General features: G+C 65.1%; 18 protein-coding genes and 1 tRNA gene. 16 read left to right on the top strand and 3 right to left on the bottom strand.

Features of this window, described 5'->3' with window-relative positions; translation table 11 throughout:
* Window positions 1-131 precede the first annotated feature (131 nt).
* The 4 genes from crcB (at window position 132) to ACW177_RS11680 (ending at window position 3,796) form a co-directional block, all read left to right on the top strand.
* Complete coding sequence (gene crcB / locus ACW177_RS11695) at window positions 132-527, top strand: fluoride efflux transporter CrcB (RefSeq protein WP_492025869.1); 396 nt, start codon at window positions 132-134, stop codon at window positions 525-527.
* Window positions 524-1,549: an RluA family pseudouridine synthase gene (locus tag ACW177_RS11690; protein ID WP_492025868.1), complete on the top strand. Its 1,026-nt coding sequence runs from the start codon at window positions 524-526 to the stop codon at window positions 1,547-1,549. The genes crcB and ACW177_RS11690 overlap by 4 nt, the downstream gene beginning before the upstream one ends.
* A 74-nt stretch (window positions 1,550-1,623) precedes the next feature.
* Window positions 1,624-3,027, top strand: coding sequence for a putative 2OG-Fe(II) oxygenase (locus tag ACW177_RS11685; RefSeq protein ID WP_492028112.1), 1,404 nt, complete (start codon window positions 1,624-1,626; stop codon window positions 3,025-3,027).
* Window positions 3,028-3,043: 16 nt separating this feature from the next.
* On the top strand, window positions 3,044-3,796 hold the full coding sequence (locus tag ACW177_RS11680; RefSeq protein WP_492025867.1) for an ATP12 family chaperone protein: 753 nt from the start codon (window positions 3,044-3,046) through the stop codon (window positions 3,794-3,796).
* Here ACW177_RS11680 and ACW177_RS11675 read toward each other — a convergent pair.
* Complete coding sequence (locus ACW177_RS11675; protein ID WP_492025866.1) at window positions 3,780-4,559, bottom strand: pseudouridine synthase; 780 nt, start codon at window positions 4,557-4,559, stop codon at window positions 3,780-3,782. The two genes, ACW177_RS11680 and ACW177_RS11675, sit on opposite strands and share 17 nt — an antisense overlap.
* Window positions 4,560-4,925: 366 nt before the next feature.
* On the opposite strand from ACW177_RS11675, the gene ACW177_RS11670 reads away from it, so the two are divergent.
* Window positions 4,926-5,327 (top strand): hypothetical protein, encoded by a 402-nt coding sequence (locus ACW177_RS11670; protein WP_492025865.1) that lies wholly within the window; start codon window positions 4,926-4,928, stop codon window positions 5,325-5,327.
* Here the strand turns inward: ACW177_RS11670 and ACW177_RS11665 are convergent, their stop codons facing one another.
* Window positions 5,328-5,960, bottom strand: a complete 633-nt coding sequence (locus tag ACW177_RS11665; protein ID WP_492025864.1) for a DUF938 domain-containing protein — start codon at window positions 5,958-5,960, stop codon at window positions 5,328-5,330.
* Window positions 5,961-6,097: 137 nt separating this feature from the next.
* Here ACW177_RS11665 and ACW177_RS11660 point away from each other — a divergent pair, with 137 nt between their 5' ends.
* The 9 genes from ACW177_RS11660 (at window position 6,098) to ACW177_RS11620 (ending at window position 11,375) form a co-directional block, all read left to right on the top strand.
* A complete protein-coding gene (locus ACW177_RS11660; RefSeq protein WP_492025863.1) occupies window positions 6,098-6,232 on the top strand; it encodes a hypothetical protein in 135 nt (44 codons plus the stop codon).
* 95 nt (window positions 6,233-6,327) lie between these two features.
* Complete coding sequence (locus tag ACW177_RS11655; protein ID WP_492025862.1) at window positions 6,328-7,662, top strand: hemolysin family protein; 1,335 nt, start codon at window positions 6,328-6,330, stop codon at window positions 7,660-7,662.
* A gap of 96 nt (window positions 7,663-7,758) precedes the next feature.
* Window positions 7,759-7,834: transfer RNA gene (locus ACW177_RS11650), tRNA-Trp, on the top strand.
* A 70-nt stretch (window positions 7,835-7,904) separates the two neighbouring features.
* Window positions 7,905-8,204, top strand: coding sequence for a preprotein translocase subunit SecE (secE, locus tag ACW177_RS11645; RefSeq protein WP_271163932.1), 300 nt, complete (start codon window positions 7,905-7,907; stop codon window positions 8,202-8,204).
* A 13-nt stretch (window positions 8,205-8,217) separates the two neighbouring features.
* Entirely contained in the window at window positions 8,218-8,793 is a 576-nt protein-coding gene (gene nusG / locus ACW177_RS11640) for a transcription termination/antitermination protein NusG (RefSeq protein ID WP_271163931.1), read from the top strand.
* 140 nt (window positions 8,794-8,933) lie between these two features.
* Window positions 8,934-9,431, top strand: a complete 498-nt coding sequence (locus tag ACW177_RS11635) for a GFA family protein (protein WP_492025861.1) — start codon at window positions 8,934-8,936, stop codon at window positions 9,429-9,431.
* A 173-nt stretch (window positions 9,432-9,604) separates the two neighbouring features.
* The gene (rplK, locus tag ACW177_RS11630; RefSeq protein ID WP_008259841.1) at window positions 9,605-10,036 is read left to right on the top strand and encodes a 50S ribosomal protein L11; all 432 of its coding nucleotides are present in this window, start codon (window positions 9,605-9,607) and stop codon (window positions 10,034-10,036) included.
* 3 nt (window positions 10,037-10,039) lie between these two features.
* Window positions 10,040-10,729: a 50S ribosomal protein L1 gene (gene rplA, locus ACW177_RS11625; RefSeq protein ID WP_271163929.1), complete on the top strand. Its 690-nt coding sequence runs from the start codon at window positions 10,040-10,042 to the stop codon at window positions 10,727-10,729.
* A 142-nt stretch (window positions 10,730-10,871) separates the two neighbouring features.
* Window positions 10,872-11,375, top strand: a complete 504-nt coding sequence (locus tag ACW177_RS11620) for a DUF2059 domain-containing protein (RefSeq protein ID WP_492025860.1) — start codon at window positions 10,872-10,874, stop codon at window positions 11,373-11,375.
* 98 nt (window positions 11,376-11,473) lie between these two features.
* On the opposite strand, the gene ACW177_RS11615 is transcribed toward ACW177_RS11620, so the two are convergent.
* The gene (locus ACW177_RS11615) at window positions 11,474-12,082 is read right to left on the bottom strand and encodes an NAD(P)-dependent oxidoreductase (RefSeq protein ID WP_492025859.1); all 609 of its coding nucleotides are present in this window, start codon (window positions 12,080-12,082) and stop codon (window positions 11,474-11,476) included.
* A 53-nt stretch (window positions 12,083-12,135) separates the two neighbouring features.
* Between ACW177_RS11615 and ACW177_RS11610 the strand changes: the two genes are divergently transcribed.
* Together ACW177_RS11610 and ACW177_RS11605 are read left to right on the top strand one after the other, a co-directional pair.
* Complete coding sequence (locus tag ACW177_RS11610) at window positions 12,136-12,564, top strand: winged helix-turn-helix transcriptional regulator (protein WP_492025858.1); 429 nt, start codon at window positions 12,136-12,138, stop codon at window positions 12,562-12,564.
* 105 nt (window positions 12,565-12,669) lie between these two features.
* Window positions 12,670-13,368: an AI-2E family transporter gene (locus tag ACW177_RS11605; RefSeq protein ID WP_492025857.1), complete on the top strand. Its 699-nt coding sequence runs from the start codon at window positions 12,670-12,672 to the stop codon at window positions 13,366-13,368.
* Window positions 13,369-13,457 lie beyond the last annotated feature (89 nt).

The raw sequence follows: 13,457 nt of genomic DNA, 5'->3' as shown, positions 1-13,457 counted from the left end.
CCAAACCGCTGACGGCTCATCTTGGATATCGCCGTTAACCGTGTCCGAGGGCAAGTGAAGTTTCGGTCAGACCGGTGTGACGGTGCGGGAGGCTTCGCTTTCGGCGGCGGCGGCGTATATAGCGCCGGATCATGACACGGTTTCTTCTCGTCGCCGCCGGCGGAGCCCTGGGCTCGATGGCCCGGTTCGGCCTCGGCCTTCTGGCCGCCCGGCTGGCCCCGAACGCCACATGGCCGATGGGCACTTTCGCGGCCAATGTTCTTGGCGGTCTGGCCATGGGGCTGCTGGTCGGCTGGCTGGCCTTCAAGGGCGGCGCGCAGCAGGAGACGATCCGCCTGTTCGCCGCCGTCGGCGTGCTGGGCGGTTTCACCACCTTCTCCTCCTATTCGCTGGAGGCGGTGATGATGATCGAGCGCCGAGATTACGCCCTGGCCGCCGCCTATGTGATTGGCTCGGTGGTCCTGGCCGTCGTCGCCCTGTTTATCGGCCTGATGGTCGCCCGCCGCGCCTTTGGAGCCGCCCTTTGACCGACCAGCCCCCCATTGAGGACGCGCCCAAGCGCGAAGTCCTGACCATCTATGTCGCCGAGGACGAGGACGGCATCCGTCTGGACCGCTGGTTCCGCCGCCGCTGGCCGCACCTGTCGAACATCCAGGTGCAGAAGATGGCCCGCAGCGGCCAGATCCGCGTGGACGGCGCCCGGATCAAACCCGAAGGCCGCCTGACCGCCGGCGCCGCCGTGCGCGTGCCGCCGATCCCCGACGACACCTCGCGCCAGGCCGGGGATCTGCACACCCTGTCGGAACGCGACATCGCCTTCGCCAAGTCGCTGGTCCTCTATGAGGATGACATGGTGATTGCCATCAACAAGCCGCACGGCCTGGCGGTCCAGGGCGGCACCAAGACCAGCCGTCACGTCGATCGTCTGTTGTCGGCATGGGGCGAGGGGATGGACCGGCCGCGCCTGGTTCACCGTCTGGACCGCGACACCTCGGGCGTCCTGCTGCTGGGCAAGGGGCCGGAGGCGGCCAAGCGGCTGGCCGGCGCCTTCGCCCGTCGTCAGGCCAAGAAGACCTATTGGGCCATCGTCATCGGCAATCCGAAACCCTATTCGGGCCAGATCGACATGCCGCTGAAGAAGACCGGCATCAACGACTTCGAGATGATGCGCCCGGCGGAGCGCAAGGATCCCAAGGCCGAGCCGGCCGAGACGGCCTTCAGCACGGTGTCGCGCGCCTCGCACCGCGCCTCTTGGATGGCCCTGCGCCCCTTCACCGGCCGGACCCACCAGCTGCGCGCCCATATGGCGGGCATCGGCCATCCGATCCTGGGCGATCCCAAATACGGGGATGAGAAATCCAGGGAACTGTCCGGCCCGCTGAAGCTCCAGCTTCACGCCCGCAGCATCGAACTGGACCACCCGCGCGGCGGCCTATTGAAGGTCACCGCGCCCCTGAGCCCCGAAATGAAGGCCGGCTTCGCCCACTTCGGCTTCTCCGAGGACGAGGCGGAGGACGATCCGTTCCTGGGCGTGAAAAGAATTCGATGACGAGAGGCGCCGAACTCCAGATCGAGCGAGCCAAGGCCCTGGCCGCCGGCGGGCGGCTGGACGAAGCGTTGGACGTGCTGGCGGCGGTCGTCGAGGAACCGGATGCGCCCTGGCAGGCCCTATCTGTTTACGCAGATGTGCTGAAGCGGGCGGGACGCCTGGCAGACAGCGCGGCTATTTCCCTTCGACTGATCGAGGTTCGGCCCAATAGCGTGCCTGCGAGGCATAATCTGGCTTCCACACTGGGAGATCTGGGACGTGCAGCAGAGGCAGAAGCTGCGTGTCGCGACGCCATGGCCATTGGCGGGGATGCGCCGGAGACCTGGCTGGTGCTGGCGCGTGCGTTGCAGATGCAGAGCCGGTTCAAGGAAGCCGAAGACGGCTACCGTCAGGCGTTGAAGCGCCGACCTGGCTATGGCGACGCGCTGCGGGATTTGAGTCAGCTGATCTGGATGCGCGACGCGGATCTGGACGCGGCCTGCGCACCGTTGGACGCCGCCATAGCCGCGTCGCCAAATGCGCCACTGCTACGCCAGATCAAGGCACGGTTACTGGAATATGCGGGTCAGACGGAGCGGGCTTATCGCACGCTAATCGCCGGGCCGATGGACGGGCCAGCGGAGTTGGCGGCGGCGCAGGCTTGCCTAACCCTGGATCCACGCCGAGCACTAAGCCATGCAGACCGTGCGGCGGATCTGGCGGGCGGCGCGGTTGCGGCGATCACGGTGACGCAGATCGAATGTTTGCTGGCGCTAGGCGAGGCCGAGGCGGCGCTGGCGCCGATCAAGGCGCTACGCGACCGCGAACCGTTGAATCAGCATGTGCTGGCCTTTCAGGCTACGGCCTGGCGGATGCTGGGCGACGCCCGTTATGGCGCAATGTACGATTACGACGCTTTCGTGCGCGCCTATCAACTGGAGGCGCCGCAGGGGTGGGCGTCGTTGGACGATTATCTAGCCGATCTGGCGCGAGCGCTGCACGGCTTGCACACCTTGAAAACCCATCCGGTCGGTCAATCACTGCGTGGGGGATCGCAGACCGCCGCGCCGTTGGCTGAAAGCAATGATCCCGCGATCATGGCCTTCTTCCAGGCCATCGACCTGCCGATCCGCGACTATATGGCGGCGCTGGGTCAGGGAGGCGATCCTCTGAGGATGCGCAACACCGGCGATTATCGCATCCAGGGTAGCTGGTCAGTGCGGTTGCGGCCGAACGGGTTTCACGCCGACCATGTCCATTCGAACGGTTGGCTGTCGTCAGCCTGCCATATTGAACTACCGCCTGCAGTCGGTGGCGATGCGCGCGAGGGCTGGTTGCGGTTTGGCGCGCCGCCCGGCCTGGACCTTGCCGCCGAATATCATGTGCAGCCTAAGCCGGGGACGTTGGTGCTCTTTCCTTCCTATATGTGGCACGGCACCCAGCCGTTCGGCGGCGAGGCGCCGCGCCTGACGTTGGCGTTCGATGTCGTGCCTGCCTGATTCCAACGGATCTCCGATGACTGACAAACCCGTCCCGCGCCGCCCGCGTTTTGTTGAACAGTCGGCGGATCGAATCTCGCGCTTCTGGAAGGAGGCGGGCGTCGCCCCCCATTCCGACGGCGGCTGGGCCGTGCTGCTGGATAGGCGGACGCCCAAGACGCCGGCCAAGGCGCCGTTGGTGCTGCCGACCGAGGCCGCCGCCCGACTTGTCGCCGATGAGTGGGCTGCGCAGGGCGAAATCGTCGAGCCGGCGACCATGCCCGCGACGCGACTGGCCTCGACTGCCATCGACCGGATCGGTCAGGCGCGCGAGCCGGTGGCGGATGAGATCGCGGCCTACGCCGGGTCGGACGTGGTCTGCTATCTGGCCGAACACCCGACGCCGCTGGTCGAGCGCCAGCAGCGCGAGTGGGGACCGTGGCGCGACTGGGCGGGGCGCGAGATGGGGGTGGCGCTGGAGCCTGTCGCGGGCATCGTGCATCGACCGCAGTCGCCCGACGCCATCGCGCGGGTGAAGGCGCACGCCTTGTCCATGGACGATTTCCGCCTGACGGGGCTGGCGACGGCCGTGCCGTTGCTGGGGTCGGCGGTGCTGGCCCTGGCGGTGGAGCAGGGGGCGCTGGCGGGCGGCGTCGCCTTTGACCTGTCGCGGATCGACGAGCTGTTTCAGGAGGAACAGTGGGGCGTGGACGCGGAAGCCGCAGAACGCACTCAGGCGCGCCGCGCCGAGGCGGAACTATTGGACCGTTGGTTCAGGACGTTGGACTAGCCGTCGAGGCGGCGATGAGCGCGGCGCGTTCCTGATCGGTCAGATGGCGCCAGCGCCCCTCGGGCAGGTCGCCTAGCTCCAGCGGGCCGATGCGGATGCGGTACAGGTCGACGACCTCAAGCCCGACCAGTTCGCACATGCGGCGGATCTGGCGGTACTTGCCCTCGGTCAGGACGAAGCGCAGGCGTTGGGGTTCGATCTGGGTGACGCGGGCCGGCTTTAGGGGCTTGTCGTTCAGCACCAGGCCGTGGCGCAGGCGGCTGAGCTTTCCCTCGGTGATCACGCCTTCGACGACGACCAGATATTCCTTGTCGAGTTCGGACGCCGGGCCGATCACCGCCTTGGCCACCACGCCATCCGACGACAGCAGCAACAGGCCACGCGAATCCTCGTCCAGCCGGCCGATGGGGGGCAGGGAGGCGTCACGGGCCGGGGTCTCGCCCTCGCCGATGCGATTGGGCGTTTTCAGCAGGCGGACCGCGGGGATCTTGCCGGGGTCGGGCTGGCCTGAGACGTAGCCGACCGGCTTGTGCAGAACCAGGGTCATGCCGGAGGCCAGTGAGGCTTGGGCCGTGTCGTTCAAGGTCAGGGTCTGGCCCGGCTCGATCTTTCGCCCGGCGTCGCTGATGGTCTCGCCGTCGATGGAGACCAGGCCTTCGGCGATCAGGCTCTCGGCCTCACGGCGCGAACAGACGCCGGTCTGGCCCAGCCATTTGTTCACGCGAACGGGTTCGTCGCCGTCATAGGTGCGGGTGAAGGCCATCGGATTCCGTCGCTCAGTCGATGCCGCTCTCTAGAGCCGGGTGGTGATGCGAGCAAGCCGATCCAGCGCGACAGGATCACGAGGCCTTCAGCCCTGGGCGGGAAAGGTTGATCTCGACATCACTTTCACTATATCAGGCGGCATTCCACAAACGATCCAGAATGCGGGACGGCCAGCGCCGGACCCGTCGATTTTCGTTTTTCTGGTCATTCGTGTCGATGGTTCGGCGACCCCCGTCGTTGGATCTGGATCTTTATTGAAACCCTAGAAGGAGACGTCTTGTACGCTCAAAGCAAATCTTCCGCCGGACCCCGTCGCACTGGTTACAATCGTCCTGTTCCGACCCGACTCCGCATGGGGCTGGTGATGCGACGTGACATGGAATTCGGCGAACTGGGCGACGTCGAAGGCGCGCTGCGGGCTGAAGGCGTGGGCCTGGCCCCGATCTCGACCGGCGACGCCAGCCTGGTCACCGGCGGCGTCACCGTGCTGGCGACGGCGACGGCGACAGATATCGTCGAAGGGCGGTTGCGGGGGCTGGTCGTGCCAGGCGGTTCGCAGGATGAAGCTTCGTTGGCCGCTGTGCGGTCGCTGATCGATCTGGCCCGCGCCAATGACCTGTTGGTGATCGCCTTCGCCGACGGCGTGGCTGTGGCGGCCGAAAGCTTCGGCGTCGAAGCAGAGGCGCACGGCGCTATGTTCAAGGCCGGCAAGGCGATCCTGCTGAACGAGCGCGCCGATTTATCGGCCGCCGTCTCGGTCCTGTGATCAGGCGCTTCTGAACAGAAGCATCAGATTGTTGGCCGGCATCTGCACCCGACGCGTGGCGGCTAGGCCATGCGATCGGGCCAGGGCCTCGACCGCCTCGCGGTCGCGCAGGCCCCAGGCCGGGTCGCGCGCCTTCAGACTGTCGTCGAAGGCGGAGTTCGATTCCGCAAGCGGGACCTGCGCCTCGCGATAGGGTCCGTAGAGGGCCAGAAGACCGCCGGGGCGTCTCAGCACGCGGCCGGCCAGATCCATCAGCCCCTCGGTCGCCGACCAGGGGCTGATGTGCGTCATGTTCGCGCAGTAGACGGCGTCGAAGCCGTCCAGCGGCCAGGTCTGCGGATCGACCATGTCGAGCGCGAGCGGTGCTCTCAGGTTCGATGGGCCGGTGCGCCTCCAGGCCGAGATGCTGGCGCGCGCCTCTGGGCTGGGATCGCTGGGCGTCCAGTCGAGGTCCGGCAAGGCCGAGGTGAAGGTCAGGGCGTGTTCGCCCGAGCCTGCGGCGATCTCCAGCACCCGTCCCCGTGCAGGCAGATGCGCCCGCAGCACGTTCAGAATCGCTTCGGCGTTCCGTCGGGCGGCCGGCGATGACAGGGCCCCGTCAGGCAGGGCGGCGAGCGTGTCGAGGGTCTGCATGTCCTCTCTTTAGCCGTCGTGGATGGGGAAGGGGAGGCGAGGCTCGCGTTGTTGTTCGCCTTGTTGGCGCATCGGGTTGTTTGAGGCTTAATCAATCGTTTATGTCTGCTTGCGACGTTAAGTGATTGGTAACTGCGATGCGGCGCGCGCTTCATATCGGATTGTTCATCGGCACCGTCCTGGGGATGTCCGCCTGCGCGTCGCAATATGACGCCGATGGCCGGGCGGTTTCCGGCGCCTATGGCTCGCTCGAGGCTGGCCGGGCGGGCTGAGGCCGAAGGAAAACATGGCGTAAACCCGCGTCCTCCTCTAGTATCTCTGGGCGGACGCCGTCTGTCGCGCCGCGTTGGTCTCCAAAAACCCCTAGATGTTACTCATCGCTATTGTCGTCGTTCTGCTCCTCGTGGTGCTCAACGGCCTGTTCGCCATGACCGAATTGGCGGTCGTTTCGTCCCGGAGGTCGAGACTTCAGAGCCGAGCGGAGAGGGGGGACCGCGGCGCGCGTAAGGCGTTGAAACTGGCTGAGGAGCCGACCCAGTTCCTGTCGGCCGTCCAGGTGGGCATCACCTTGATCGGCATTCTGGCGGGCGCCTACGGCCAGGCGACCATTGCCGGCGAGCTGGACCGGATTCTTGAGGCGGCTTTCCCGGCCCTGGCGGCCTATGCGGAAATCTTCTCCACCGCCCTGGTGGTTGTCTGCATCACCTATATCTCCTTGATCGTCGGCGAACTGGTGCCCAAGCGGCTGGCCCTGATCTTCCCCGAGACGATCGCGTCGAAGATGGCGCCGCCGATCTCGACCCTGGCGATTGCGTTGAAACCCTTCGTGCTGCTGTTGACGGCCTCGACCTCGGGTATCCTCAAGCTGCTGGGCGTCAAGGACCGCGACGGTTCGGACGTCACCCAGGAAGAGGTGGCGACCATCCTGGCGGAAGGCACCTCCGCCGGCCTGATCGAACCCGAAGAACAGGTGATGATCGAAGAGATCCTGCGCCTGGGCGACCGGCCCGTTCGCGTCGCCATGACGCCGCGCCACGAGGTCTACTGGATCGCACTGGACGACCCCGAGACGGTCCTGCGCGAGGAGATCAGAACCTGCCCCTATTCCCGGATCGTCGTGGCGCGCGAGAGCGACGTCGATAATCCGCTGGGCGTGGTCCACAAGAAGGATCTGCTCGACGCCCTGCTGACCGACGGCAAGTTCGATATCGAACCCCTGGTCGCCGAACCGGCCTTCATCCCGCAGTCGACCTCGGTCCTGAAGGCTCTGGAGATCCTGAAGGGATCGCGCATCCACATGGCCTTCATCGTCGATGAGTATGGCGCCTTCGAAGGCGTGGTCACGGCGACTGATATTCTGGAGATGATCGCCGGCGACTTTGACGAGGGCCATGACGAGGAACAGGCCTGGGTCCACCAGCGCGCGGACGGCAGCTGGCTGGTGGACGGCCAGACCGATCTGGACGACCTGGCGGACACCCTGGGCGAGAACTTCGGCGAACACGAAGGCTTCCACACCGTCGCCGGCCTGGTCCTGCACCAATTGTCGCGGGTTCCGGACGAGGGCGAGGTCCTGCAGATCGGGCGATTCGAGGTCGAGGTCGTCGATATGGACGACCGTCGCATCGACAAGCTGATCTTCAAGGAACTGGTGAAAGCGGAAGCCGAGCGCGAGGCGATCGCCGCGCATCTGGGCGACTGAACCGCAAGTGTCACATCGCCCTTGAAATGACGGGCGGCGTCGGGCATACGCCCCCCTCTGGCGAACGCACGGACCCGAGGGTTCGGGCGGTTGTCTAGGAGTTTAGCTCAGCTGGTAGAGCACCGGTCTCCAAAACCGGGGGTCGTGGGTTCGAGTCCCCCAACTCCTGCCAATCCCCCCTGTCGCTTCCGGATGGGACTTCCCATCTGGGGCGACAGGAACAATTGTGTGAAGAGCAACTGATGGCCAAGGCCAAATCTCCCGGCAAGCGGCCCCAGGCGGGCGCCAAGCCCCAGACGGCTGCGGCCGCCGCCGCTATCACCGTTGATGCGCCCGCGCCCAAGAAGCCGCGTACGAGCCCTGGCGACTTCTACAAGCAAGTCATGGCCGAGGGCCGCAAGATCGTGTGGCCGAGCCGCAAGGAGACCTGGATCACCTCGGTGATGGTCTTCATCATGGTGGTCATCGCCGCCATCTTCTTCTGGGTGGTCGATACCGGTCTCGGTTTCGCCTTCCGCTACATCATCGCTCTCGGATCCTGAGAAAGACGCGCCCATGACCGATGCAGCGCCCGCAAAGCCCGCCAATCCGCGCCACAAGTGGTATATCGTCAACGCCTACTCGAACTTCGAGAAGAAGGTGGCGGAGCAACTGCGCGACCAGGCCAAGCAGCAAGGCCTGGAAGACGCCTTCTCCGAAATCCTGGTTCCGACCGAGGACGTCGTCGAGATCCGTCGCGGCCGCAAGGTGAACTCGGAACGTAAGTTCTTCCCCGGCTATGTGCTGGTGAAGATGGAAATGACCGACCAAGCCTATCACCTGGTCAAGAACACGCCGAAGGTCACGGGCTTCCTGGGCGCCGCCGGCGGCACCAAGCCCCTGCCGGTTTCGGAACGTGAAGTTCAGAACATCATCGGCCAGGTGGAAGAGGGCGTTGAACGTCCGAAGCCCACGATCCGCTTCGACATCGGCGAGAAGGTCAAGGTCATCGACGGTCCGTTCGCCAGCTTCGACGGTTCGGTCGAGAGCGTCGACGAGGAACAGGCCCGCCTGCGCGTCGCCGTGTCGATCTTTGGTCGCGCCACCCCGGTCGAACTGGAATACGCCCAGGTGGAGAAGGTCGCGGGCTGAGGCTCACGCACCCTTCGAGATTTGAAGCCGCGTCCGAAAGGGCGCGGCTTTTTTCTTGTCGTCTCCGAATGGGGGGCAGGGCGCGTGTTGTCTTCCACTCGCGCCTGCTGGATGTTTCATCCCGTCAGGGGGAGGATGTGATGTCGGTCGATAGGATCCATGTCGGCGGCTGCGCCTGTGGCGCGGTGCGCTATCAGGTCGAGGGCGAACCGATCTTCGTCAACAACTGCCACTGCCGCCTGTGCCAGAGGCAGACTGGGTCCACATCCGTGGTCAACGCCTTCTATGAGACGGAACGGCTGACCCTGATCGAAGGCGAACTGTCCGATCACACCGTCACGGCGGGCAGCGGCGGACCGCATGTCATACGGCGTTGCAAATCCTGCGGGGTGGCCGTTTGGAGCCACTATCCCCGTCTGGGGCGGCTGGGCGCCGGCGTGCGGGTCGGCACGCTGGATCAGCCCGGCGACTTTAGGCCTGACGCCATCATCTTCACCGAGAACGCCATGCCCTGGGCGGTCTTCCCGGACGACATCCCCGTGTTCGAGACGGTCTATGACCAGACGCAGCTTTTGCCGCCCGAGCGGGTCCAACGGCTGACGGCCTTGATCGAGCGGCGCAAGACGGGTGAGGGCTGAGGCGGAGCGCTGCGTTCGACCTCCGTTTGCCTTTCCGCCCCCCCTCTGTTACACGCGCGCCTTCGCTCGGCGGGCCTCGGCTTGTGGAGCGTCAAATCCGTGGGAGGCAGCCATGCCGCACCACGGCTCACCGGCCCGCCGTTAAGTCGTCGGGTCATTCATAGGAGAGACCAATGGCCAAGAAGATTCTCGGCTATATCAAGCTGCAAGTGCCGGCCGGTTCGGCCACGCCTTCGCCCCCGATTGGCCCGGCTCTGGGTCAACGCGGCGTGAACATCATGGGCTTCTGCAAGGAGTTCAACGCGCGCACCGAAAAGGAAGCCAAGGGCACCCCGCTTCCGACCGTGATCACCGTCTATCAGGACAAGTCGTTCACCTTCATCACCAAGACGCCGCCGGCGACCTGGTACCTGAAGCAGGCCACGGGCCTGAAGTCGGGTTCGAAGCTGGTCGGCCGTGAAGTCGCCGGCAAGATCACGCAGGCGCAACTGCGCGAGATCGCCGAAAAGAAGATGAAGGATCTGAACGCCAACGACCTCGACGCGGCGGCCAAGATCATCGAAGGCTCCGCCCGCGCGATGGGCCTCGAAGTGGTGGAGGGCTAAACCATGGCCAAGCAAACCAAGGCTCAAAAGGCCCGCACCGGCGTCACCCAAGACCTGCTGCCGTTCACCGACGCCATCAAGCTGGCCAAGGAAAACGCCAAGGCCAAGTTCGACGAATCCCTGGAGATCTCGGTCAACCTGGGCGTCGATCCGCGTCACGCCGACCAACAGGTCCGCGGCGTCGTCAACCTGCCGTCGGGCACCGGCCGTGACGTTCGCGTCGCCGTCTTCGCCAAGGACGCCAAGGCCGCCGAAGCCACCGCAGCCGGCGCTGAACACGTCGGCGCTGAAGATCTGTACGAAAAGATCGCCGGCGGCTTCATGGAGTTCGACCGCGTGATCGCGTCGCCGGACATGATGGCCCTGGTCGGCCGTCTGGGTAAGGTGCTGGGCCCGCGCGGCTTGATGCCGAACCCGAAGGTCGGCACCGTGACCCCGAACGTGGCCCAGGCCGTCAAGGACGCCAAGGGCGGCGCCGTCGAGTTCCGCGTCGAGAAGGCGGGCATCGTCCACGCCGGCATCGGCAAGGTCTCGTTCACCCAGGACGCCCTGGAAGCCAACGTGAAGGCCATCGTGGACGCCCTGGTGCGTTCCAAGCCGGCCGGCGCCAAGGGCACCTATGTGAAGCGCATCAGCCTGTCGACCACGATGGGCCCGGGCTTCAAGGTCGATCCGGCCTCGCTGGGCGCCTAATCCGCCTGCGTCGAAAGACGAACGGTATTGAAGAGCGGCGGGGAGCGATCCTCGCCGCTTTTTTCTTGTCTGGAACCAGACTGCGCGGCAGGGTGTCGTCTCTAACTGGGGGTTTAAGATGCGACACGTTTTCGGCGGGCTGATGCTGGCCCTTACCCTGTTCTGCGCGCCCGCCGCGCTGGCCGAGACGCGCGACGACAGCGCCGCCCGGCTGGCGCTCGCAAACAAGTTCGTCTCTCTGATGCAAGGGGAGGAACTGGGCGCTGCCTTGGGTCAAATGACCTCCATGATGATGCCTGCTGAGCTCGAAGGCATGTCTGAGGATGAGGCGGCAAAGTTCCGCGCGGTCATGGGCGAAATGACGGCTCGCATGATGCCGCGCATGTTCGAGGTGATGGCGCCGATCTATGCCGATATCTTCACGCTGGAGGAACTCCAGGCCCTCGTGGACTTCTACCAAAGCGACATCGGCCGCTCCATGGTCACCAAGAGCTATCAGGCCGCGCCGCGTTTGGCCGAGGCGATCCAGTCGATCATGCCGGAGATCATGGCCGACATGGGCAATATTCTTTGCGACGAATTCGAATGCACCGCCGAACAGCGGCGTGAGCTGAAGGCGGCCATGGCTGAGGCCGCAAGGAACTGACCTGGCGCAGCACCGAGGGACGTCGCGTCAGACCTGCATGAAGGTGCGGCGGGCGAAGGCTGCGGCGGCGGGGATCGAGGCCCCGCCGCCGGTTGTCTTCAGTATGCCGCTGTGAAGCGGGCGCGGCTGTGGTTGTGCTGTTCCAGTTCGTCCACCATGGCGATGGCGTAGTCGGCGAAGCTGATGCGGCTTTCGCCCTTGTTGTCCGTGATCAACTGGTCTTCGCCGGTGCGGAAAACGCCCAGGCGGGGGCCTTCTTCGATGAAGGCGGCCGGGGAGAAGAAGGTCCAGTCGATCTGGGTCTCGCCACGCAGGGCGTCCAGGAAGACGATGCCGCCTTGGGCGAAGATCTTCCATTCTTCAGGAAATTCGGGCGTGTCGATCAGGCGGACGCCGGGGGCGACCTCCAGGCTGGCGGCGCCGCCCGTGACCAGAAGACGGCCGACCCCGGCGGTCTTCAGCGCGCCGAGCAGAGTCGCAGCGGGCACGTCGAAATGCAGGGCGCTGATTACCGTGTCCGAGCCCTTGATGATCTCGGCTAGGGCGACGGCGTCCGAGGCGTCGCCTGCGGTCGGGGTGACGCCGGGCGCGGCAGGAATGGTTTCGGGCTTGCGCGCGACGGCCACGACGGTATGGCCACGCGCGGCCAGTTCCTTCGTGATTTCCGAACCGGCGCGACCGCTGGCGCCGAGGACTGCGACCTTCATGGAATTCTCCTATTGGTTTCCAATAGTGACCTGGTGCGCTATGGATATCAGTCATGCAAGACGGCACCTTTTCCTCACCTGGTCACCTGTTGGAAACCCGCCTACGCGGCGACGTGTTTTCCTCCGCCTGCCCCACGCGGCAGCTTCTGGATCGGATCGCGGATAAGTGGAGCACCCTGATCCTGATCGTGCTTGGCGAGGGGCCGGCACGGTTCAATGCGCTGAAGCACAGGATCGACGGCGTCTCGCAGAAGATGCTGAGTCAGACGTTGAAGTCGCTGGAGCGGGACGGCCTGATTTCGCGCTCTGTCGTGCCCACCGTGCCGATATCCGTGACCTACGCCGTAACGCCTTTGGGTCGTTCGCTTATGGCGGCGCTGCAGTCGATGATCGATTGGGCCGAGACGCGGATGGACGAGGTGGAGGCGGCGCAGATCGCCTATGACCGTCATGCGGACCGAAGGTCGTCCGGACCGACCTGAGTCTTTTTCGGCGCATCTAGAACGGCCCGATCACCGTTGCGTTGTTCCCCTACTGCAAAGGGGAGCAAGATGTTCGGCTTGGGTAGATCGACGCGTGATACGCGCATGGACCACGGAGGGGGCGATCAACTGCGGAGCCTGGGGGATCAGACCGGCCAAGCCCTTCAGATCGCGCAGAGGTTCGCCCTGGGCTTCGCCTCGGGGGCGACGACAATGGTGTTGGTGATCGTCGCCGGCGTGTTCCTGGCCATTGAGCCCTGCAAGTCACGCGAAGGTCTGTTGTCATTGGTTCCGATGGGAAGACGACCGCGCCTGCGGGAAGTGCTGAACAGTTGCGGCCGTGCCCTGAAGGGGTGGCTGAAGGCGCAGCTGTTCTCGATGGTGCTGGTCGGCGTCCTGACCGGGACGGGTTTGGCGCTGATCGGGGTGCCGTCCGCCGTGGGTCTTGGGTTGTTGACCGGCGTGGCGCAGTTCGTGCCCATCGTCGGGCCCATTGTTTCCGCCATACCGGCGGTTCTGGTCGGCGCGACCCAGGGGTGGGAGACGGCGCTTATGACCTTGGCCCTCTATGTCGTGGTGTCTCAGCTCGAGAGCAATTTCATCACCCCCATGGTTCAGAAGAATGTCGCCAATCTTCCCGTGGTGCTGGGTATCTTCGCCGTCGTGGGAATCGGCGCCCTGTTTGGACCTCTGGGGATCTTGTTCGCGACCCCTCTGGCGCTGGTGTTGCACACGGTCGTCACCATGCTCTACCGGCAGGATTTTCTGGGCGATACAAACGCAGAAGCGCCGGGGCAGCCATGACCTTCCTTCATCGTCACCGTCTACTTGACGTTGCGGGCCGGATGACGTTTGGGAAGGCGCGCGATCAGGGGATCGTCGTCTCGGCACGT

It is taken from the genome of Brevundimonas sp. AVps23W, assembly GCF_058681395.1.
This window is presented reverse-complemented; position numbering and strand designations above follow the sequence as displayed.